This window comes from Marinobacter sp. L-46 (genome assembly GCF_056859535.1).
Map to the genome: position 1 here is coordinate 43,574 of NZ_JBSXOP010000072.1, position 22,706 is coordinate 66,279.

Below are 22,706 nucleotides of genomic sequence, written 5' to 3' on the forward strand. Positions count from 1 at the left end.
TTACTCGCCTTCCGGCTTCTGCTCGGCCTTGTGCTCCGGGCGCATGGCCGGGAACAGGATAACGTCGCGGATGGACGGCGAATCGGTCAGCAGCATGGCCAGGCGGTCGATACCGATGCCTTCACCGGCGGTCGGCGGCAGGCCGTATTCCAGCGCCATCACGTAGTCGTCATCGTAGAACATGGCTTCGTCGTCGCCGGCGTCTTTCTCCGCCACCTGGGCCTGGAAACGCTCGGCCTGGTCTTCGGCGTCATTCAGCTCGGAGAAGCCGTTGGCAATCTCGCGGCCGCCCATGAAGAACTCGAAACGCTCGGTCACGAACGGGTCGCTGTCCTTGCAACGGGCCAGGGGCGACACTTCTTTCGGGTACTCGGTGATGAACGTCGGCTGCATCAGGCGATGCTCGGCGGTGGCCTCGAAGATTTCGATCTGCACCTTGCCCAGGCCCCAGATATCTTTCACGTGGATACCCAGGTTCTTCGCCACTTCGCGGGCCTGGGCGTCGTCTGCCAGCTGCTCGCGGGTGATGTCCGGGTTGTAGCGCAGGATGGCGTCTACCACCGTCAGGCGCTCAAACGGCTTGCCGAAATCGTATTCGATGGTTTCTTCGGTGCCGTCTTTCAGTACCCGGGTGTTCACCACGGTGGTGGTGCCCAGTACTTTCTGCGCGATGGTACGCAGCATGTCTTCGGTCAGGTCCATCAGGTCGTTGTAATCGGCGTAGGCCTGGTAGAACTCGACCATGGTGAACTCGGGATTGTGCCGTGTCGACAGCCCCTCGTTACGGAAGTTACGGTTGATCTCGAACACCCGCTCGAAGCCGCCGACGACCAGGCGCTTGAGGAACAGCTCCGGTGCAATCCGCAGGTACATATCGATACCCAGGGCGTTGTGATGGGTCACAAACGGACGGGCGGTAGCGCCACCGGGGATCACCTGCAGCATGGGGGTTTCCACCTCCATGAAGTCACGGTCGGTGAAGTACTGGCGCATGGTGTTGATGATCTTCGACCGGGCATGGAACACGCGGCGGCTGTCTTCGTTCACCATCAGGTCCACATACCGGTGACGGTAGCGGGCTTCGGTGTCGGTCAGGCCCTTGTGCTTCTCCGGTAGCGGGCGCAGAGACTTGGTGAGCAGCACGTAGTCTTCCATGGTGACGTACAGGTCGCCCTTGCCAGACTTCGACAGGGTACCGCGCACGCCCACGATGTCGCCCATATCCCAGTGCTTGGTGTCCTTCTGGACATCCTTGGAAGCATAGATCTGGATGCGGCCGGTCATGTCCTGAACCACCTTGAACGCCTTGCGGTCGAGCATCATGCGGCCGGCAATGGCCACCTTGATGCCCAGGGACTCCAGCTCTTCCTTGGATTTGTCACCGTATTTTTCCTGCAGCTCGGCAGCGGTGGCATCGCGACGGAAGTCGTTCGGGAACGGATTGCCCTGCTCACGCATGTTTGCCAGTTTGGCGCGGCGCTCGGCAATCAGCTTGTTGTCCTCGGGCTGTGCAGCGTTCTGGGTGTGTTCAGTCATTTTGGCTCACTAAGAAGTCGGGATTGTCCGGGTGTGGGTGAATGGCGCTGATTACAGCGCCATCTTCAGACTGGCTTCAATAAACTTGTCGATGTCACCATCCAACACCGACTGGGTGTTGCTGGTTTCCACCTTGGTGCGCAGGTCCTTGATACGGCTGTCATCCAGCACGTAGGAGCGGATCTGGCTACCCCAGCCGATGTCAGACTTGGAGTCTTCGGCTTTCTGTTTCTCTTCGTTGCGCTTCTGCATTTCCAGCTCAAAGAGCTTGGCCTTGAGCTGCTTCATGGCCTGGTCTTTGTTCTGGTGCTGACTTCGGCCGGCCTGGCAGGCCACCACAATCCCGGTCGGGTTGTGGGTCAGTCGCACCGCGGATTCGGTCCGGTTAACGTGCTGACCACCGGCACCGGAGGCGCGGTAAACGTCGACTCGCAGATCCGCCGGGTTGATCTCGATTTCGAAACTGTCGTCCACTTCCGGCGATACAAATACCGAAGAGAAAGAGGTGTGGCGACGGTTGCCGGAATCAAACGGGGATTTACGCACCAGGCGGTGGACGCCGGTTTCAGTGCGCAACCAGCCGTAAGCGTAGTCGCCCTGGATGTGAATGGTGGCACTCTTGATGCCCGCCACTTCACCTTCCTGCAGTTCAACGATCTCGGATTTAAAGCCACGACGCTCGGCCCAGCGGAGGTACATGCGCAGCAGCATATTGCCCCAGTCCTGGGCTTCGGTGCCGCCGGAGCCGGCCTGGATGTCCAGGTAGGCGTTGTTGGCGTCCATTTCGCCGGAGAACATGCGGCGGAATTCGAGCTTCTCGAGTTCTTTATCGAGACCTTCGAGATCGGCTTCGATTTCCTCAACGGTGCCTTCGTCATCCTCTTCCACGGCCATGTCCAGCAGGCTTTCTGCGTCCGCCAGGCCGTTGGTGAGGTTGTCGATGGTTTTGACGATCAGTTCAAGGTCTGAGCGTTCTTTGCCCAGAGCCTGGGCCCGCTCGGGATCGTCCCAGACGGTGGGTTGTTCGAGTTCGCGTTCGACTTCGGTCAGGCGTTCACTGCGCTGATCGTAGTCAAAGATACCCCCTCAGCGCTTCAGTGCGCTCGCGAAGCTCTTTGATCTTCGTCACTATGGGATTAATTTCCATGAAACCTTGTCTCGCTTTGGAAAAATGATGCGATAAAAACAGAGGGCGGATTCTACCGGAATTTGCGGGGTAAATCAGCAAGCGGAAAGTACGGAGTATCTGAGTTCCGAGCCCGGCCCTGAGGCTTCGGCTCTGGTGCAAGCACAGGGTGGGCGGGAACCTTTCCGGGAGACGCTGTGAATACGTCCATGTACGCTTAACGAAAACATCCATGTTTTCGATACTCCCGGAAAGGTTCCCACCCACCCTGCGCCCAGACTGCGTTCGGGGAGTCTTCGGCTACTTCTTTGCCCTTTATATCTTTCCGTGTCTTCCGTGTCTTCCGTGGCAAAAACTCTTATCTTTCAATCCCTTATTTTTTCGTGCCCTTTCGTGGATTTAGTGGCCAAAAAATTCACTACAAAGGCTCCAGATAATCCACCAGCAGCTGAAGATTGGTCCGCCCCCGAAACGTATTAGCATCCGGCTTATAAACCACCCGCGCGCCACTCCGGGTAAAGTCCGGCACTTCAGGCCCGGTATTGAAGGCAATGCCATCAATAATGCCCCCGCCCTCAACCGGCTGCAGCACCAGCTTCAGGTGGTTCTCGCCCACAATCCGCTGGCTCACCACTCGGAATTCGCCGTCAAATACCGGCTCCGGAAAATGCTGGCCCCAGGGGCCGGCGCGTTTCAGCAGGTAGGCGGTGTCCAGGTTCAGCTCTTCCGGGGCCAGGGGGCCGTCGGTGGTGATGGCGGCTTCCAGGTCTTCCGGTTTCAGGGTATCGCGCACGGCCTGGTCGAAGGCGTTGCTGAAACGTTCCAGGTCATCCCGGGCGATGGTCATGCCGGCGGCCATGGCGTGGCCGCCGTATTTTTTCATCAGGCCCGGGTTCTTCGCGTCGACCACGGCCAGGGCGTCGCGGATGTGAAGGCCGGGGATGGAGCGGGCGGAGCCTTTGAGGTGTTCGCCGTCGTCGTCGGGCGCGAAGGCGATGGTCGGCCGATGGGTTTGTTCGCGGATTCGGGCGGCCAGGATGCCGATTACGCCCTGGTGCCAGTCCTGGTCGAACAGGGCCAGGCCCCAGGGCAGGCCTTCGATGTCGAGGGACATGGAGGCCAGCAGGTCCTGGGCCTGGGCTTTCATGTCTTTTTCGATGCTGCGGCGTTCGCGGTTGAAGTTGTCCAGTTCCCGGGCCAGGCGCAGGGCTTCGTCGCGGCTATCGGCAAGCAGGCAGGCGATGCCGATGCTCATGTCATCCAGGCGGCCGGCGGCGTTCAGGCGCGGGCCCACCACAAAGCCGAGGTCGGTAGCGCTGATTTCGGTGTAGTCGCGGCCAGCGACTTCCAGCAGGGCCAGGATGCCCGGTCTGGCCTCGCCCTTGCGGATGCGGCGGATGCCCTGCTCTACGAAGATACGGTTGTTGTGGTCCAGCGGCACGACGTCGGCCACGGTTCCCAGTGCCACCAGGTCCAGCAGGCTGCCCAGGTTGGGCTCCGAGTCCGGCAGCAGATTGTTGTCTCGCAGGTGTTTGCGCAGGGCTGTCAGCACATAGAACATCACACCCACGCCGGCGGCATTCTTGCTCAGGAACGGGCAGCCGGGCTGATTGGGGTTCACGATGGCATCGGCGTCTGGCAGTTCGTCACCGGCCAGGTGGTGGTCGGTGATGACAACCTTGATACCCAGCTCCCGGGCGGCACGCACGCCTTCGATGGCGGAGATGCCGTTATCCACGGTCACCAGCAAGTCGGGCAAATCGCCTTCTTCCTGCAACCGGTGGATGATTCCCGGCGTCAGGCCGTAACCATCGGAGAAGCGGCTCGGCACCCGGAAGTCGATGGCTGCCACGCCCAGCATGGACAGGCCGAGCATGGCTACAGAGGTACTGGTGGCGCCATCGGCATCGAAGTCCCCCAGCACCATCACCCGCTGTTTTTGCACAATGGCCTCGGCCAGCAGTTCAACCGCGCGATCAATGCCGCGAAGCTGCATCGGTGAAGCCAGGTGTTTCAGGGTGTACTGGAGCTGGTCGTCGGAGTGCACACCGCGGGCGGCGTACAGACGGCGAAGGATGGGGGGCAGGTTTTGCCCCCAGCCCGCCACATCGGACGGCTGGGGGCGACGCAGGATCTTTTTAGGAGTCATGCCGGATCAGGCGTTCTTCCAATGCTTGGCAATAAAGCCCTGCACCTCGGACACACTGTTGTCCAGAACGGTATAACGCTCTTCCCGCTCGAACAGGTCGGCCATGTGGGCCGGCAGCTCGGGCTTCACGCTCAGGCCGGATTCGGCGATGGCGTCCGGGAACTTGGCCGGGTGGGCGGTACCCAGGGTGATCATGGGCACGGCACTGTCACGACGGCAGTTGCGGGCGGCACGCACGCCAATGGCGGTGTGCGGGTCCAGCAGGTATTCGTTCTGCTCGTAAATTTCCCGGATGGTATCGCAGGTGGTCTTGTCGTCCACCGCATCGCTGTCGAACAGCTTGCGGGCGTGCTTCCAGCGATAGTCTTCGATGCTGACCGGGCCCTTGGCGGCACGCTCCAGCAGGTCTTTCACGGCAGCGCCATCACGACCGTGCAGGTCAAACAACAGGCGCTCGAAGTTGCTGGACACCATGATATCCATGCTCGGCGACAGGGTATGCTCCAGCTGGTGCTGCTCATACTTGTTGCCGCTCATAAAGCGATGCAGGATGTCGTTGCGGTTGGTGGCAATCACCAGCTGGCTGATGGGCAGGCCCATTTTCTTGGCCAGGTAGCCCGCAAAGATATCGCCGAAGTTACCGGTGGGCACCGAGAACGCCATGCTGCGGTCCGGGCCACCCAGGGCCAGGGATGCCTGAAAGTAGTATACGATCTGGGCCATGATCCGCGCCCAGTTGATGGAGTTCACCGCCGCCAGCTGGGTTTTGCCGCCCAGGAAGGACTGGTTGCCGAAGCTATCCTTCACCATGCGCTGGCAGTCGTCGAAGTTGCCTTTGACTGCGATATTGTGGATGTTATCACCCTGCACCGTGGTCATCTGGCGGCGCTGTACTTCAGACACCCGCTGGTGCGGATGCAGGATGAAGATATCCACGTGCTCGCAGCGACGGCAGCCTTCAATAGCAGCCGAGCCGGTATCACCGGAGGTAGCCCCCATGATCACCACGTGCTGGTTACGCTTTTCCAGAACATAGTCCAGCAGGCGACCCAGAAGCTGCAGGGCGAAGTCCTTGAACGCCAGCGTGGGGCCACGGAACAGTTCCATCACCCACTCGTTGGTATCCAGCTGTACCAGCGGCGCGACGGCCTGGTGCGTGAACACGCTGTAGGTTTCGTCCAGCATCTTGCGGAAGTCATCGGCCGGAATGGCATCTTCCACGAACGGATACATGACCTTGTAGGCCAGTTCGGCATACGGCAGGCCACGCCAGCTTCGGATTTCTTCCAGGCTGAAGTGCGGAAGGGATTCCGGCACATACAGGCCGCCATCGGTGGCCAGTCCGGTCAGAAGAACGTCTTCAAAGCCCAGAGCGGGAGCTTCACCCCGTGTACTGATGTATCTCACGTGCGTACCTGTCAGTTAAAGTTTTCAGCGCGGATGCGGACAACCTTGCCGTCAACGTCGGCCAGGGCTTCCATTTCCTCGATGGCCAGGTTCATCTGGCGCTCCTGAACCGTGTGGGTCAGGATGATGACCGGAATACGGCCATCCTTGAATTCGGATTCTTTCTGCATGATGGATTCGATGTTGATGCCATGCTCACTCAGAATCGACGCCACCTTGGCCAGCACGCCCGGGTGGTCAAAGGCCTGGATGCGCAGATAGTAGGCAGACTGAACATCTTCCATCGGCAATACCGGCAGGTCTTCCAGTGCATCCGGGCTGAAGCCCAGATAAGGCACTCGCTGCTGGCTGTTGCTGGCTACCGCACGGGCAACGTCGACCACATCGGCAATCACCGCAGAGGCCGTGGCTTCGTCACCGGCACCGGGGCCGTAATACATGGTCTGGCCGACCGCATCGCCATCCACCAGAACAGCGTTCAGAACACCGTCTACCTGGGCAATCAGGTGGCTCTTGGGCACAAGGGTCGGATGCACACGCAGCTCGATGCCGTCTTCACGGCGGCGGGCAATACCCAAGTGCTTTACCCGGTAACCCAGCAGTTCAGCGTGGGCAATATCGTTCGGGGTCAGCGCAGAAATGCCTTCGGTGAAAGCCTTGTCGAATTGCAGGGGCACACCAAAACCGGACGCGGCCAGGATGGTCAGTTTGTGGGCGGCGTCGATGCCTTCCACATCAAAGGTCGGATCAGCTTCCGCGTAACCCAGCGCCTGCGCTTCTTTCAGCACCTCTTCAAAGGGCCGTCCGGCGCGCATTTCGGTCAGGATGTAGTTACCGGTGCCATTGATAATGCCGGCAATGGTGTCGATGCGGTTGGCCGCCAGGCCTTCGCGCACGGCCTTGATGACAGGAATACCGCCGGCCACGCCAGCTTCGTAGGCAACAACCACACCGGCCTTTTCGGCGGCTTCGAAAATCTCGTTGCCATGAACGGCAATCAGCGCCTTGTTGGCGGTTACCACATGCTTGCCGTTGGCAATAGCGGCCAGTACCAGCTCCTTTGCGGCGTCATAGCCGCCAATCAGCTCAACCACAATATCAACGGCGGGATCATTCACCACATCAAAAATGTCGGTACTGAAGGGCACATCGCCCAGCGCCAGGTCATCCCGGCTGCGGCGACTGGCTACCCGGACAACACGGATGTTGCAGCCTGCACGGCCGGCAATAATCGCTGCATTGCGTTTCAGGACATTGAATGTACCGCCGCCAACGGTTCCCAATCCGCAGATTCCGACATTTACGTCTTTCAAGCTCTCACCTCTGATCCCGATGCGGGGTGCTGATGGATTGCAATAAGGCCGGATAGTATACCGGTTCAGGGCCCGCTGAATAAGCCCTGAATCGGTCACAAGTCACACAGGAAGTCCGGAGCCGCGCTGCGGCTCCGATAACGGGTCAGAGCAGACCCAGACCTTCGGCCAGGTTCCTGGCCGGCACATAGCCGCGAATCATGTTGCCATCTTCCAGCAGAATTGCCGGGGTACCGGTTACACCGACCTGGCCACCCAGGCGGTACTGGTCTGCAACCGGGTTATCGCAGCTCTGCTGAGGTACGTTTTTGCCACCCTTGGCAGCATCCATGGCCGCCTGCTGGTCGTCCGAACACCATACCGACTCATATTTGCGGAACGACGCTGTGCCGGGGCCGGATCGAGGGAAGGCGTAATAGTTGACGGTAATGCCATAGCTGTTGAGCTGGGGAACTTCGTCATGCAGCTTGCGGCAGTACGGACAGTCGATATCGGTAAAGACGTCGATAACCGCTTTTTCTTTGCCATCGGCAGGGTATGAGATCAACCCTTCCTTACCGAAGGCTGCCATCTGCTGCTGACGACTGGTCGCCCGGGACTCTTCGGTTACGTTGGCAATACCGGTATCGGTAATCTTGAGCAGGTCGCCGGTGAACAGGTAGGCGCCATCGGCCGTGGTATAAATGGTGTCGCCGTTGCTGCTCAGCACTTCGTACAGGCCTTCCGCTTCGGACTTCTGCACGGAACTGATCTTCAGGCCCGGCACCGCATCAGTCAGCCGCTTGGCGATGGCGTCTTCGGTTTCACCGGCCAACACGGCGGGCACTGCCACCAAGGACATCATCAGGCCGGTTACCGCGGCCGCAATTTTAAGATTCATGGGTCAGAAACTACCTTTTCCGGTTAATAGATTCAGGCATTTTGCTTGCCCGGGGCCTTCGTACGCAACTACCGGCATCATTCCCGAACCTTGCGACAGGGCGCCCCGGCAAAAGTTCACCCCGAGATCAGTCACCACCACGGGGATGGTGGGCCTGGTGCAAATCCTGCAGCCGTTGACGGGCCACATGGGTGTAGATCTGGGTGGTCGAAAGGTCAGAATGCCCGAGCAACATCTGCACTACCCGTAAATCTGCACCATGGTTGAGCAAATGGGTGGCAAAGGCGTGGCGCAGGGTGTGGGGCGACAGGTGCTTGCGGATACCGGCACGCACCGCGTAGTGCTTGATCCGGTACCAGAAGGTCTGGCGGGTCATGGCACTGGCCCGGTTCCCGGGGAACAAGGCATCACTGCTCTTACCCTTGAGCAATTCCGGCCGGGCTTCCTTCATATAGCTCAGCAGCCAGTCGATAGCCTCTTCCCCCAGCGGCACTAACCGGTCTTTCCCGCCTTTACCACTGATGCGCACTACGCCCTGGCGCAGGTTGACCCGGTCTACGGTCAGCCCGGTGAGCTCCGACACCCGCAGCCCACAACCATACAGGATTTCCAGCATGGCCCGGTCCCGCAACTCCAGCGGTATTTCCGGATCCGGCTCAGTCAGCAGCGCCTCGACATCGGCTTCAGTAAGGGTATCCGGCAAACGCCGGGGCAACTTCGGGCTGTCGATTCGCAAGGTAGGATCTTCGGCGATGAGACCTTCCCGCAGTAAATACCGGTAAAAACGCCGGATACCGGAAAGCCGCCGGGCTGCCGTACTGGTTTTCAGACCCTCCGCCAGCCCACGGGACATCCAGGCCAGAAGATCGGTCCTTTTAGCGGACCGCAAGCTGGGCGCTCCGGGCTGTTGCTCCAGCCATCCGGAAAGACGGGCCAGGTCACTGGCATAGGCCTGGCGGGTTTTCTCACCCAGGCCATCCTCGAGCCATATGGCATCCGAGAATTGGCTGATCAGCTGCTCGTCATCCGGCCGCGGCAAGGTATTACCTCATTAATGTCTGTCTGGGCAGCATTAAAGCATAAAAAAAGCAGCCTCTTGAGGCTGCTTTTTTCAAACTGGCTGGCCGGAAGGCCAAACTCAGTTAAGCTTTTCCTTGATACGAGCTGCCTTACCAGACAGGTCGCGCAAGTAGTACAGCTTGGCCTGACGCACGTCACCACGACGCTTCACGCTTACGCTGTCGATCAGCTTGGAGAAAGTCTGGAAAGTACGCTCAACACCCACGCCGTAAGAGATCTTACGAACAGTGAAGGAAGAGTTCATGCCACGGTTGCGCTTGCCGATAACAACGCCTTCGAACGCCTGCAGACGCTCACGGTTACCTTCAGTTACGCGAACCTGCACAACCACGGTATCACCCGGCGCGAACGCAGGGATTTCCTTGGTCATCTGTTCTGCTTCAAGTTGACTGATGATGTTGTTCTTGCCGCTCATCGTAATGCTCCTGATACCCAATCTTTCAATGCCCTGATGATTCAGAGGCACCCGGTTCGTTCAAAATTTCATCCAGAAGCTGACGCTCTTCTTCCGTAAGCACCCGCTGTTCCAGCAGGTCGGGGCGTCGCTCCCGGGTTCGCCTCAACGATTCTTTCAATCGCCAACGCCGGATCTGTTCATGGTGACCGCCCAAAAGAACTTCCGGCACCGCCTGACCTTCGTATACCTCGGGCCGGGTGTAGTGCGGACAATCCAGCAAACCGTCAGCAAAGGAGTCCTGCTCTGCTGACTGCGCATGACCCAGCGCTCCGGGGATGAGGCGTGTTACCGCATCAATCACAGCCATCGCCGCCAGTTCGCCACCTGAGAGCACAAAATCACCCAGGGACACTTCCCGGTCGACTTCCGCCGATATCAGGCGTTCATCAACGCCCTCGTAACGACCGGCAACGAGAATCAGCTGTTGTTCGGCAGCGAGAGACTCCACTACCGACTGATCCAGCCTTTCACCCTGGGGCGAAAGATAGACCACACAGGCCTTGCCGGGTGCCGATGTCCGGGCCGCATGGATAGCATCCCGCAGGGGCTGGATTTTCATCAGCATCCCGGGGCCGCCGCCATAAGGCCGGTCATCCACAGTACGGTGACGATCATGCGTGAAGTCCCGGGGGTTCCAGCTGTTAAAGGTCAGAAGACCTTCACGAACTGCCCTGCCGGTAATCCCGTAATCTGTCACCGCAGAAAACATGTCGGGAAACAGACTGACTGCGCCAATCCACACCCGTCAGAACTCCGGATCCCAGTCCACCACCATGCGCGAGCTTTCAAGATCCACCCCCTGAACTACCTGATCCGGCAGATAGGGAATGAGCCGTTCGCGCTGGTCAATGGAGCCCGCTGTCGCGTGCACCACCAGGACATCGTTGGAGCCTGTTTCCAGCAGGTGATGCACCTTACCCAGACACTCACCGTCAACCGTGAACACTTCCAGGCCTTCCAGCTGATGCCAGTAGAACTCCCCTTCGGGAAGCTCCGGCAGCAACTCGGTCGGAACCCGGATCTCGGCACCGCCATAACTGCGGGCCAGCTCACGATCATCAATACCTTTAAGCCTGACGACGATCCCCTGCCCTTGGCGGCGACCCTCCTCAAGCTTTGCAGGAATACGCTTGCCGTCCAGAACCAGGGTCCAGTCGCGGTAGTTCAGTATTCCTTCTTTGGGATCTGTATAAGAGAAGACCTTAAGCCAACCCTTGACCCCGAACACCGAGGTGATCCGGCCGATCACAGTTTCCTGTGGATGCTGTGCCATGCCTGTCAAACCCCGGTATCAGATTGCAATTACTCAGCAGTCTTGAGCAGCTGGGCAACGCGATCGCTGGTTTGAGCACCCTGGCCCAGCCAGAACTCAACGCGATCACGGTCAACGCGCAGACGCTCTTCCTGACCGCGGGCAACCGGGTTGAAGAAACCAACACGCTCAATGAAACGGCCGTCACGGGAGTTACGGCTGTCAGTGACTGTCAGATGGTAGAACGGGCGCTTCTTGGAGCCGCCACGAGCCAAACGGATTGTTACCATTTCGACCAATATCCTGTTCTGTTGTACGAACTTTGTACGATTCACGTCATGCCGAGAACGGCTGACGAGAAGACCCATACTCGAAAGGGGCGCTATTCTATGCCAAAAACGCGCCAATGAAAACAGGGAAACGCGTGGTTTCCCCATTTTATATGTAAGGCTTTTTACATACGGCCAAACGGGGGCATACCACCACCGCCGCCGGGCGGCATCATACCACCAAGACCGCGCATCATGTTGGCCATTCCGCCTTTTTTGCCAAATTTCTTCATCATCTTCGACATCTGCTTATGCTGCTTGAGCAGACGGTTCACATCCTGGATCTGCGTACCCGAACCGGCTGCAATGCGCCGCTTGCGGGAATTATTGATCACATCCGGGTAACGGCGCTCTTTCGGCGTCATGGAGCAGATGATCGCCTCCATCTGGCCTACAGACTTGTCATTGACCTGCTGCTGCGCCATCTGGGCCATCTGGCCCATGCCCGGCAGCTTGTCCAGCAGGCCGCCGATACCACCCATACTCTTCATCTGCTGAAGCTGGTCCCGGAAGTCCTCCAGATCAAAGCCCTTACCTTTTTTGATTTTCTTGGTGAGCTTCTCGGCCTTCTTCTTGTCCAGCTTGCGCTCTGCTTCCTCTATAAGGGAGAGCACATCACCCATACCCAGGATGCGGGAAGCTACCCGATCCGGATAGAAAGGCTCCAGGGCATCGGACTTCTCGCCCACACCCAGGAATTTGATCGGCTTGCCGGTAATGTGGCGAACAGACAAGGCCGCACCACCGCGGGCATCACCATCGGTCTTGGTAAGCACCACACCGGTGAGCGGCAACGCATCGTTAAAGGCCTTGGCAGTGTTGGCGGCGTCCTGACCGGTCATGGAATCGACCACGAACAGGGTTTCCACCGGATTCACCGCCTTATGCAGGCGGCCAATCTCACCCATCATGCCTTCATCAACGTGCAGGCGGCCCGCGGTATCCAGAATCACCACATCAATGTGCTTGCGGCGCGCCGCTTCGATGGCGCCGTTGGCGATGTCGACCGGGTCCTGGTCGGTGGTGCTGGGGAAAAACTCGACACCCACTTCACCCGCCAGGGTTTCCAGCTGACGAATGGCCGCCGGGCGGTAGATATCGGCACTGACCACCAGCACGGATTTCTTGTGCCGCTCTTTAAGGAAGCGAGACAGCTTGGCCACGGTGGTGGTTTTACCAGCACCCTGCAGACCCGCCATCATAATGACGGCAGGCGGCCGGGTAGACAGGTTAAGGGACTCGTTGCCCTCGCCCATCACCCGCTCCAGCTCTTGCTGGACGACTTTCACAAATACCTGGCCCGGCGTCAGGCTGCGCTGCACTTCCTGGCCGATGGCCCGCTCGCGCACCCCTTCGATAAACGCCTTGACCACCGGCAGCGCAACGTCTGCCTCCAGCAGGGCCATGCGCACTTCACGCAAGGTTTCCTTGATATTGTCTTCGGTAAGGCGCGCCTGACCAGAGATCTTGCGCAAGCTGCCGGATAGCCGGTCCTGGAGATTCTCAAACATGTTGCTCTTCCGTACCCCGGAGAAATTGTTCACACAAATCAAGAAGCCGGCGCCGGCCGCTTGATTCCTGTTGCATAATCGCGACATTATACCCAGACTACGGAGCCTCTGAACAACTCCACGCCGCTTTCACGTTAAAAGGCAAACATAAAGGACGTCATGGGAACGCTGATCCTCGCGGTTACCGCACTTTTCCTGTACAGCGTCGGCACTGCCCTGCAGGCCCTCCATTTTCGTGGCAAGGTGCAAAGCAACCTGGCACTGACCACCCTGATTGGCGTACTTGCACTGATAGGCCACGGCCTGCTCATTGCCCAGACGGTCCACCTGGATGGCGGCTTCGATTTCAGCTTCTTCAAAAGCTCGGTACTGATTGCCTGGCTGATCGTTTTCCTGCTCCTGGGCCTGAATCTCTCCAAGCCGGTTGGCAGCCTGTTCCTGGGCGCTTACCCGCTGGCGGCAGCCACCATAGTCATGGCGCTGATCACCCATACGCCGTCACGACTGGTGCCGGATGAAAGCTATGGCATGCTGTCCCACATCGCCCTTTCGATCACCGCATACAGCCTGTTTACCCTGGCCGCCATCCAGGCCGCCCTGCTGTACTTCCAGAACCGCCAGCTGAAGCAGAACTACCACAGCCTGCTGGTGCGCAACCTGCCGCCACTGCAAACCATGGAATCGGTATTGTTCGAACTGGTCTGGGCGGGCGTAGTCCTGCTGACCCTCGCCATTATTACCGGCGCCATGTTTATTGAAGACCTGTTTGCCCAGGACCTGGCCCACAAAACCCTGTTTTCCATGCTCTCCCTGGCCGTATTTGTCGGCCTGCTGGTGGGCCGCTACACCAAGGGCTGGCGCGGCATGACTGCAAGCCGCTGGACCCTGGCCGGCTGCGCCCTGCTGATGATGGCCTTTTACGGCAGCAAATTCGTGCTGGAAGTACTGTTTCAGCGGGGCCTGTAATCCCGCAAACCGCTTGACACCGGCGCTTCACACCCCCTATTTTCGCAACTTGTCGTCAACGTAAGGGCTCCTCTTTTGAACGAAACATCGCTCACGGCGCTGTTCATCCTCCTCGTCGGCCTGATCATTCTGTCCGGCTTCTTTTCCAGCTCCGAAACCGGGATGATGTCCCTGAACCGCTATCGCCTGAAACACATGGTAAAAAGCGGACACAAGGGCGCACGCCGGGCGCAGAACCTGCTGAACCGGACCGACCAGCTGATCGGCGTTATCCTGATCGGCAACAACTTCGTCAACATCTTCGCCTCATCCATTGCCACGGTAATTGCCATTCGCGTGTGGGGCGATGCGGGCATCGCTATTGCCACCGTTCTGCTGACCATCGTTATCCTGATCTTCGCCGAGGTCACGCCGAAAACCCTGGCGGCCCTGTTCCCGGAGAAAATAGCCTTTCCGGCCAGCCACGTACTGGGGCCGCTGCTGAAAATCCTTTACCCGCTGGTATGGGCCGTCAACCTGTTTACCGGCATAATCCTGCGACTGCTCGGAGTGTCATCAGCCCAGGCTTCGGAGGATCACCTGAGCCGGGAAGAACTGCGTACCGTGGTGAATGAAGCGGGCGCCCTGATTCCTGCCAAGCACAAAGACATGCTGGTGAGCATCCTGGACCTGGACAACGTCACCGTGAACGACATCATGGTGCCCCGGAATGAAGTGGTCGGTGTCGACCTGGAAGACGACACCGATGTCATCCTTCGGCAACTCAAGACCAGCCAGCACACCCGGCTTCCGGTGTTCAGCGGCGACATCAACAACATCCAGGGCATTCTGCACCTGCGCAGCGTCGCTCGCCTGCTGCAGCAAGACGACATCGACAAAGACATGGTCCTGCAACTGTGCGCCGAGCCCTACTTCATCCCGGAAAGTACGCCGCTGAACACCCAGCTGCTGAATTTCCAGAAGGGCCGGCGCCGGTTCGGTATCGTCGTGGACGAGTACGGAGATGTACTGGGGCTGGCCACACTGGAAGACATCCTCGAGGAAATCGTCGGAGAATTCACCACCGACTTCGCAGCCACCTCCATGGACATCATTCCCCAGGACAACGGCACCTTTATCATCGATGGCAGCGCCGCCGTCCGGTCGATCAACAAGACCCTGGGCTGGAAACTGCCCACCGACGGCCCAAAAACCCTCAACGGCCTGATCACTGAAACCCTCGAGAACATCCCGGACACCAACGTCTGCCTGAAAGTAGACGGCCACCGGGTGGAGGTCCTGCAAATCAAGGACAACGTGGTGAAGGCCGCGATCGTCCACCCGCGAAAAAAGAAGAAGCGCGGCACCGGCTCATAACCGGAACCCGGAATGATGATTAATCATGTCATTCCGGCGTAAAATGCGCTAAATTTAACCAAAATCAGAACAGGCAAGAATCCAGCTCGGTCATGTATCCGGTTAAAGGCGTAAACAGGAGTCGGCCATGAAAAAGCAGTCCGGCATACATTACCTTCGTGAACACAGGGAAGCGGCAAGTACCCGCCCGGTTCCACCGGAGGTCGCCCGTATCCGTGACACCGTTGTCGCGGGGCTGGGTGATTTACTGCAGGGAGCGTTCGATGCTGTCGACGACTCCCTGTTCGAGCTGGCAAACAATTCCAGAAGTAACAATGAACAAAACCGTTACTTCGAGGCGATGCGGGAAATCCGTATCAAGCGTAAAGGCGTCGAACGCCACTTCCAGAATGCCGTTGCCCGGTTCTTTGCGACACCCCCGGTAACCGGTCAAGTCCGCACCGAAGAGGCTTCCCGGCCAACAAATGCCGACAGCCTGTCCCTTGTGGGTGACGACGACCTGGAAGAACAGGTGGCACTGAACGCCATGGTCAGCAAGGCCAAGGCACACTTTCAAGGCCCCTTGCTACAGCTTCAGGCCAGGTTTACCGAAGTCTATCCGGACGCCAGCGAAACTGCCCCGGTTAACCCCATGGCTCCGGAACACCTTTGCAGCGCCTTTGTCGAAGCCATCCAGACCCTGGAAATCCAGATTCGTGAACGGTTGATTGTGCTCAAGCAATTTGACCGTTACGTGGTCTCCAACCTGGGCATGCTGCTGGATGAAGCCAACCGCATCCTGATTCAGGCGGGCATCATTCCCAATTTCCGCTACCACGGCAAAACCGGCCAGCAGAAAGCCGCGACCACCAAGGCCGGGGAACCGTCGGGTGCCACGCCGGAACAACAAAGCAGCTACCAGCCCAGCGCAGAAGATTCCGCACTGTTTGAGCAGATCCGTCAAATGCTCGCCCAGCAAAGGGCCAACTCGGGCATGCCGACCCGCCGTGCCGATCCATCAGTGCGGGTGATCGGTGGCCAGGAACTGATGAACCTGCTCGGCGCCCTGCCGGCACAGCAGATGTGGCCGGAGTCCGGTGATCTCAGCAGTGGCGAACCGGTGTCGGTAGACCTGCGCCAGGTTATTCAGGGCCTGATTACCCGAAATGCTGCCCAGGGCGAGAAAACCGCCGCCCTGAGCGAGGTGGATGAAGATCTCATCAACCTGGTGTCCATGCTGTTCGAATTCATTCTGGACGACTACAACCTGTCGTCGCCGGTGCAGGTGCTGATCAGCCGCCTGCAGATCCCGATCCTGAAAGTCGTCATCAAGGACAAGAGCTTCTTCAGCAAGGCCAACCATCCGGCCCGCAAGCTCCTGAACTCCCTGGCCCGCGCCGGTATCGGCTGGAGCAGCAGCGACGAGAAAAGCCGCGACAAGCTGTACGACCAGATCCACACCGTGGTGCAGTGTATCCTCAACGAGTTCGATGGCGACATCAGCCTGTTTGAAACCCTGAACCAGGAGTTCGAGCAGTTTCTGGAGCGGGAAAACCGCAAAGCCTCACTGGTTGAGCAGCGTACCCGGGAATCCGAACGCGGCCGCATCAAATCCCAGAAAGCCCAGGAAGCGGTCGACCGCCTGCTGAAGGAAAAGGTTGCCCGCTACGACCTGCCGGAATCCGCACACGACATCCTGGTACACGGCTGGAGCCGGGTAATGTTCCTGGCCTACCTGCGGGACGATGCCGAGCACCGCTGGCAGGAAACCGCCAAGGTGGTCGACGACCTGATCTGGTGCCTGCATCCCCACGAAGAAGACGAAGAGCGCGACCAGTGGGTACGGGTTGTACCTGGCCTGCTGAAAACCCTGCGCGCCGGGCTCGAAGAAGTGTCTTACAACGCCAACCGGCTCGACCAGATGATGGGCCAGCTCAAGCACGAACTGGCAGATGCCTTCCGCACCAACTCGTCCATCAAGGCCCGCAAGGAACCGGAACCGGTGCAGGAAGACACCGTGTCACTGCACTCCAAGGCCGAGTACCAGCAGGATCTGGACGACGCAGCCATCGCCGAGTTCGTTACCCAGCTCGACAAGCTGGAAATCGGCCACTGGGTAGAGTTCAGCCTGGTGAACGGCACCAGCTTCCGCTGCAAACTGTCCGCCATCATTGATGAAGCCGACTGCTTTGTGTTCGTGAACCGCATGGGCCTGAAGGTGATCGAGAAAACCCGGGTAGAGCTGGCACATGAAATGCGCAGAGGCCGGCTGACACTGCTGGAACAGGGTGCCCTCATCGATCGCGCGCTTAACGCAATGGTTGGCAGCCTGCGCTCCAAGACCGCCTGATCGTAATGCCGGAGAAAGCACCACCCGCCCCGGCAATTCCGGCACATTACCGGCTGGCCCTGGCACTCTCCCTGGCCTTTATGGCACACACCATGTTGCTTGCCGGACTTCCTGCCCCCTTGCAGGAAGTCCGCGAGGTCAGCCACCGCGTTGTTTTCCGTCTGGCCAGCGCACCCTCTGAGGGCACCCGGGCCAGTACCCCGGCTAGCTCCTCAGCCCAGCCGCCGCGGCACCCCGAGTTCGAAGTACCGACCACACCCGAAGCCGTCACCACTACCGCGCCTTCCAGGCCAGCGCCGAAGCCGAAACCGGAGCCAGAGCCGGCCCCGGAACCTCCCGAACCAACACCCGAGTCCACACCAAGCCCGGAACCGGCGCCAGCACCGGCCAGTACACCAACCACCGAGTCAGCCCCGCGCACCGGCGAGCCGGAGTCTGCCGACACCATTGCCCGGATCACCGACTCCCCCGCTGAGCGCGATCCCTACCTGATTTTGCTGGCCACCCACCTGGCCGAACAACTGGACCAGCAGCGGGTACCCGCAATCTCCCAGCTTGGGGAACAGGTAAGTATGGAACTTGAGCTGACATTACTGCCCAACGGTGCCCTGACCCGGGCCCGGGTAATCAGATCAACGGGGATACAAAGAATAGACGAGGCCGCCTATCGGGCCGCGCTGGCCGCCAGCCCCTATCCGGAGCCGAAAGGAGAGGAATCGGACCGTTTCGAGGTAAAACTGGTGTTCACCCCGAAACGGACCTGAAGGGTCAGATCAGGCTTCGGCCTGCTTTACCGCATCTTTAACAACCTTGGCCAGCTCACCGCTTTCGGCCATCTCCAGGACGATATCGCAGCCACCGAGCAGTTCGCCATTGATGTACAGCTGCGGGTAGGTCGGCCAGCTGGAGTAGATTTTCAGGGCTTCACGCAGTTCCTGGTTGTCCAGGATATTTACAAACGCAAAACGCTCGCCACACGCCATCAGGGCCTGGACGGTACGGGAAGAAAAGCCACACTGCGGAGCCTGGGGAGTACCCTTCATGTACAGAATGACCGGGTTCTCTTCCAGCTGGCTTTTAATGGTTTCATTGATGTCCATGAACATACACCTCTGATTGAAAATAGGGGGCGCCGCATTCCGGCTCTGGTTGGCTATTGTACACACCTGCCGGAGCGCACACCAAGCGGCTCCGGTTGATCCGGAGCAAGCCCTGCCGGGCAGCGTTGTCATAGCGGTTGCGAAGGGCTAGACTTGATGCCCTTTTCAGAACCAATCCGTTCCGGAGTTTCCTTGAAGGGGCCTTCCATGGCAGTAAGACATTTCCTGACACTGAATGACATGTCCACCAGCGAACTTGAAGACCTGCTGGACCATGCCTCCCGCCTGCGCCGGGACTGGCGTGCGGGCAACGTCAGAGATTCCCTTAAAAACAAAGTCCTGGCGATGATCTTCGAAAAATCATCCACCCGTACCCGGGTGTCTTTCGAAGCGGGCATGGCCCAGCTGGGCGGTTCTGCCATGTTCCTGTCACCCCGTGATACACAGCTGGGCCGTGGCGAGCCGATCGAAGACTCTGCCATCGTGATCTCCAGCATGGTGGATGCGGTGATGATACGTACATTCGCTCATGAAACCGTAGAGCGTTTTTCCGCTGCCTCCAGCAAGCCGGTCATCAATGCACTGACAGACGATTTCCACCCCTGCCAGTTGCTGGCCGACATGCAGACCTACCGGGAACACCGGGGCAGCATCAAGGGTGCCACCGCGGCCTGGATTGGCGATGGCAACAATATGTGCCACTCCTACATCAACGCGGCAGCACAGTTTGATTTCCACCTGAACGTAGCCTGCCCTGAAGGCTACGAGCCGGATGCGAAACTGCTGGCCGACCACGCCGACCGGGTGACGGTATACCGCACACCGGGCGAAGCGGCCACCGGTGCCGACCTGCTGGTAACCGACGTCTGGGCCTCCATGGGCCAGGAAGACGAACAGAAGGCCCGGGAGCGGGCATTCCGGGATTACCAGATCAACCCTGCACTGATGAGCCTGGCCAACAAGGATGCGCTGTTCATGCACTGCCTGCCGGCCCACCGGGGTGAAGAGATTTCCGCCGACATGATGGAGCATCCCGGCTCTGTGGTATGGGACGAGGCCGAAAACCGCCTGCATGCCCAGAAAGCCCTGCTCGAATTCCTCATTCTGAACCGTCTGGACTGATCCATGGTCAATACACCGGCACCGGCTTCCGGCTGGTTACTGGAAGTGAACAACCTGTCCTGTGGTTACGGCGGCGATTCCGTGGTGCGGGACGTCAGCTTTGCCCTCAGCCACGGCGATATCGGTTGCCTGCTTGGCCCCAGTGGTTGCGGCAAAAGCACCATTCTCCGGGCCCTGGCCGGTTTTCTGCCCATCAGCCATGGCGAGATCCAGCTGCAGGGCCAGGCCATCAGCCTGCCCGACCGCACGCTGGCGCCGGAAAAGCGCAAGATCGGCATGGTCTTCCAGGACTATGCCCTGTTCCCGCACCTGACCATTGCCGATAACGTCGGCTTTGGCCTGAAAGACCTGAAAAAGCCCGAACGCCGCCAGAAGGTCATGGAACTTTTGAACCTGGTGCACCTGCAGGACCTGGCCGACAGCTACCCGCACCAGTTGTCAGGCGGCCAGCAGCAGCGGGTGGCCCTGGCCCGGGCCCTGGCTCCGGAACCTACCCTGATCCTGCTGGACGAGCCGTTCTCCAACCTGGACACCGACCTGCGCCGCAGGCTGAGCCTGGACGTGCGGGAAATCCTGAAAACACTGGGCATCAGCGCCATCCTGGTCACCCACGACCAGCAGGAAGCCTTTGCCATGTGTGACCAGATTGCCGTGCTGCAAAGCGGACAGATCCAGCAGTGGGACGTGCCCTACAACCTGTACCATGAACCCTCCAACCGCTTTGTGGCCAGCTTTGTCGGCCAGGGCGGCTTCATCCCCGGCAAGGCCCTGGGGCCGGATATCATCGAATCCGAGCTGGGCATTATTCATGGTAACCGTGCCTACAAGTGGCAAGAGGGAACCCTGGTAGACGTGCTGATCCGGCCCGACGACATCGTTTACGATGAACACTCCGACCTCAAGCCCAAAGTGGTGGAAAAGACCTTTGCCGGCACCTCTACCCTGTACCGTTTCCGGTGCTCGGAAGACTCCGAATTTGAAGCTCTGTTCCGCAGCCACCTGGATTTCCACATTGGCGAGCAGGTGCCGGTGCGGGTCGAGGCCGACCACCTGATCGCTTTCGAGCGCACCGCCTGAGTCGGTCGCGCTCAGTTATTACACACCCGCTCCACAGCATCCAGCCAGCCGGCGTAGAGGGATTCCCTCAAAGCCGGTTTCATATCCGGCCGGAACTGGCGCTCGCATTCCCACATTCCGGTAATCTGCTCCAGGTTCTCGAACACACCGGTTTGTAATCCGGCCAGGTAGGCCGCCCCCAGTGCCGTGGTTTCGGTCACCCTGGGCCGGTCTACCGGTACATTCAGGATGTCGGCCAGGAACTGCATAACCCAGTCGTTCACCGCCATGCCACCGTCCACCCGCAAGGACTCCAGCCGGGCACCGTCGTTACGGATAGCCCGCACAAGATCCTTGGTCTGGTAACAGACCGATTGCAGGCCGGCGGTCACGATTTCTGCAATGCCGGTATCCCGGGTCAGACCCAGAATGGCGCCGCGGGCATTCGGATCCCAATGGGGCGCGCCCAGCCCGGTGAAGGCTGGCACCAGGTACACCGCGTTGTCGGCGCCCACAGCCTCGGCGTGGCTGGTAGATTCGCTGGCATGGGCAATCAGCTGTAAACCGTCCCGCAACCACTGCATGGCAGCACCGGCCACAAAGATACTGCCTTCAATGGCGTAGCAGGGCTTGCCGTTGAGCCGGTATGCCATGGTGGTCAGCAGGCGGTTTTCCGAGCGCAGGGCCTTGTCACCGGTATTGAGCATCAGAAAGCAGCCAGTGCCATAGGTGCTCTTGGCCATGCCGGGTTCAAAACAGGCCTGGCCAATCAGGGCGGCATGCTGGTCACCGGCAATGCCGGCAACCGGTACCGCTGCCCCCAGCCATTCCTCGGCGGTCTGGCCATAGTCATCCGCGCTGTCGAGCACTTCGGGCATCAACGCAGCAGGCACCCGGAACAGCTTCAGGAGCTCGTCATCCCAATCCTGGGTGTGGATATTGAACAGGGCCGTTCGGGAAGCATTGGTGGCATCTGTGCGGTGGGCTTCGCCCCGGGTCAGGTTCCATAAAAGCCAGCTGTCGACCGTACCGAACGCCAGCTCGCCTGCCTCTGCCTTTTGCCGGGCACCTTCCACGTTGTCCAGCAACCAGGCAATCTTGGTGGCAGAGAAGTAAGGGTCTATCAGCAATCCGGTGCGGTCCACCACCAGCGATTCGTAGCCGTCGGTCCGCAACTTGGTGCATAAAGAGGCTGTGCGCCGGTCCTGCCAGACAATGGCGTGATGGATCGGCTCTCCGGTCACCCGGTCCCAGATGATGGTAGTTTCCCGCTGATTGGTAATGCCGATTCCCGCCAGGTCTGACGCCTGCAGGCCTGCTTTGTCCAGCGCCCCGCGGCAAACCGTCAGCGTGCTGTCCCAGATTTCCCGGGCATCGTGTTCTACCCAGCCATCTTTCGGAAAGTATTGATGGAATTCCTGCTGGGCCACGGCAACCTGGTTACCGGTTTCGTTAAAGACAATCGCTCTGGAACTGGTGGTGCCCTGATCAATGGCTAAGAGATAACGGGACATCTAACTCTCCTGTTGTTTTCAGGAGATTCTACCAGCCGGGGCTGTGTGGAGGGGAACAGATACAAGGGACAAAACCCGGAAGCATCGAGTAGGAGGGGGAGTTGCCTCCCCCGTCCTCTCACACCACCGGGCATACGGTTCCGTACCACGGCGGTTCATGATTGACTCTGAAACCGTGTCATCGTATCCAGCAAGCTTACCAGAGACAGGCGGTCGAAGACCT

The 22,706-nt window shown here is 59.3% G+C and carries 20 protein-coding genes; 6 read left to right on the forward strand and 14 right to left on the reverse strand.

The window, feature by feature from the left end; translation table 11 throughout:
• The 12 genes from lysS to ffh all read right to left on the reverse strand — a co-directional run bounded on the left by lysS (window position 1) and on the right by ffh (window position 13,040).
• A complete protein-coding gene (gene lysS, locus AC13DJ_RS11700) occupies window positions 1-1,536 on the reverse strand; it encodes a lysine--tRNA ligase (protein ID WP_482933056.1) in 1,536 nt (511 codons plus the stop codon).
• A 51-nt stretch (window positions 1,537-1,587) separates the two neighbouring features.
• Window positions 1,588-2,683 (reverse strand): peptide chain release factor 2 gene (prfB, locus tag AC13DJ_RS11705; protein WP_288373235.1). Its coding sequence is split into 2 segments (ribosomal slippage): window positions 1,588-2,610 and window positions 2,612-2,683, totalling 1,095 coding nucleotides; the frame shifts between segments, so codons are not numbered across the junction.
• A gap of 397 nt (window positions 2,684-3,080) precedes the next feature.
• Window positions 3,081-4,811: a single-stranded-DNA-specific exonuclease RecJ gene (recJ, locus tag AC13DJ_RS11710; RefSeq protein ID WP_288373236.1), complete on the reverse strand. Its 1,731-nt coding sequence runs from the start codon at window positions 4,809-4,811 to the stop codon at window positions 3,081-3,083.
• Window positions 4,812-4,817: 6 nt separating this feature from the next.
• On the reverse strand, window positions 4,818-6,218 hold the full coding sequence (gene thrC, locus AC13DJ_RS11715; protein WP_482933057.1) for a threonine synthase: 1,401 nt from the start codon (window positions 6,216-6,218) through the stop codon (window positions 4,818-4,820).
• A gap of 11 nt (window positions 6,219-6,229) precedes the next feature.
• On the reverse strand, window positions 6,230-7,531 hold the full coding sequence (locus AC13DJ_RS11720; protein WP_058340303.1) for a homoserine dehydrogenase: 1,302 nt from the start codon (window positions 7,529-7,531) through the stop codon (window positions 6,230-6,232).
• A gap of 145 nt (window positions 7,532-7,676) precedes the next feature.
• Complete coding sequence (locus tag AC13DJ_RS11725; RefSeq protein WP_232900767.1) at window positions 7,677-8,411, reverse strand: DsbC family protein; 735 nt, start codon at window positions 8,409-8,411, stop codon at window positions 7,677-7,679.
• Between the two features lie 127 nt (window positions 8,412-8,538).
• Window positions 8,539-9,450 carry a site-specific tyrosine recombinase XerD gene (gene xerD, locus AC13DJ_RS11730; protein ID WP_022988898.1) on the reverse strand — a complete coding sequence of 304 codons (912 nt, stop codon included), beginning with the start codon at window positions 9,448-9,450 and terminating at the stop codon, window positions 8,539-8,541.
• A gap of 99 nt (window positions 9,451-9,549) precedes the next feature.
• Entirely contained in the window at window positions 9,550-9,906 is a 357-nt protein-coding gene (rplS, locus tag AC13DJ_RS11735) for a 50S ribosomal protein L19 (RefSeq protein ID WP_022988899.1), read from the reverse strand.
• A gap of 25 nt (window positions 9,907-9,931) precedes the next feature.
• A complete protein-coding gene (trmD, locus tag AC13DJ_RS11740) occupies window positions 9,932-10,690 on the reverse strand; it encodes a tRNA (guanosine(37)-N1)-methyltransferase TrmD (RefSeq protein ID WP_058340305.1) in 759 nt (252 codons plus the stop codon).
• A 3-nt stretch (window positions 10,691-10,693) separates the two neighbouring features.
• Entirely contained in the window at window positions 10,694-11,221 is a 528-nt protein-coding gene (rimM, locus tag AC13DJ_RS11745; RefSeq protein WP_022988901.1) for a ribosome maturation factor RimM, read from the reverse strand.
• A 29-nt stretch (window positions 11,222-11,250) separates the two neighbouring features.
• The gene (rpsP, locus tag AC13DJ_RS11750) at window positions 11,251-11,490 is read right to left on the reverse strand and encodes a 30S ribosomal protein S16 (RefSeq protein WP_058340306.1); all 240 of its coding nucleotides are present in this window, start codon (window positions 11,488-11,490) and stop codon (window positions 11,251-11,253) included.
• A 164-nt stretch (window positions 11,491-11,654) separates the two neighbouring features.
• The gene (gene ffh / locus AC13DJ_RS11755; protein ID WP_094624665.1) at window positions 11,655-13,040 is read right to left on the reverse strand and encodes a signal recognition particle protein; all 1,386 of its coding nucleotides are present in this window, start codon (window positions 13,038-13,040) and stop codon (window positions 11,655-11,657) included.
• A gap of 159 nt (window positions 13,041-13,199) precedes the next feature.
• Between ffh and AC13DJ_RS11760 the strand changes: the two genes are divergently transcribed.
• The 4 genes from AC13DJ_RS11760 to AC13DJ_RS11775 all read left to right on the forward strand — a co-directional run bounded on the left by AC13DJ_RS11760 (window position 13,200) and on the right by AC13DJ_RS11775 (window position 18,455).
• Window positions 13,200-14,006 (forward strand): cytochrome C assembly family protein, encoded by an 807-nt coding sequence (locus AC13DJ_RS11760; protein ID WP_474540951.1) that lies wholly within the window; start codon window positions 13,200-13,202, stop codon window positions 14,004-14,006.
• A gap of 75 nt (window positions 14,007-14,081) precedes the next feature.
• A complete protein-coding gene (locus tag AC13DJ_RS11765; protein ID WP_232900770.1) occupies window positions 14,082-15,362 on the forward strand; it encodes an HlyC/CorC family transporter in 1,281 nt (426 codons plus the stop codon).
• Window positions 15,363-15,489: 127 nt separating this feature from the next.
• Entirely contained in the window at window positions 15,490-17,691 is a 2,202-nt protein-coding gene (locus tag AC13DJ_RS11770) for a DUF1631 domain-containing protein (RefSeq protein ID WP_474540950.1), read from the forward strand.
• Window positions 17,692-17,696: 5 nt separating this feature from the next.
• Window positions 17,697-18,455, forward strand: coding sequence for a TonB family protein (locus AC13DJ_RS11775; RefSeq protein ID WP_482933058.1), 759 nt, complete (start codon window positions 17,697-17,699; stop codon window positions 18,453-18,455).
• A gap of 9 nt (window positions 18,456-18,464) precedes the next feature.
• Here AC13DJ_RS11775 and grxD read toward each other — a convergent pair whose 3' ends face one another.
• Window positions 18,465-18,791: a Grx4 family monothiol glutaredoxin gene (gene grxD, locus AC13DJ_RS11780; protein WP_036219402.1), complete on the reverse strand. Its 327-nt coding sequence runs from the start codon at window positions 18,789-18,791 to the stop codon at window positions 18,465-18,467.
• Between the two features lie 207 nt (window positions 18,792-18,998).
• Between grxD and argF the strand changes: the two genes are divergently transcribed.
• Entirely contained in the window at window positions 18,999-19,913 is a 915-nt protein-coding gene (gene argF / locus AC13DJ_RS11785; protein ID WP_474540948.1) for an ornithine carbamoyltransferase, read from the forward strand.
• A 3-nt stretch (window positions 19,914-19,916) separates the two neighbouring features.
• A complete protein-coding gene (locus AC13DJ_RS11790) occupies window positions 19,917-20,990 on the forward strand; it encodes an ABC transporter ATP-binding protein (RefSeq protein ID WP_474540947.1) in 1,074 nt (357 codons plus the stop codon).
• 11 nt (window positions 20,991-21,001) lie between these two features.
• Here the strand turns inward: AC13DJ_RS11790 and glpK are convergent, their stop codons facing one another.
• Window positions 21,002-22,483 (reverse strand): glycerol kinase GlpK, encoded by a 1,482-nt coding sequence (gene glpK, locus AC13DJ_RS11795; protein WP_482933059.1) that lies wholly within the window; start codon window positions 22,481-22,483, stop codon window positions 21,002-21,004.
• Between the last annotated feature and the right edge of the window lie 223 nt (window positions 22,484-22,706).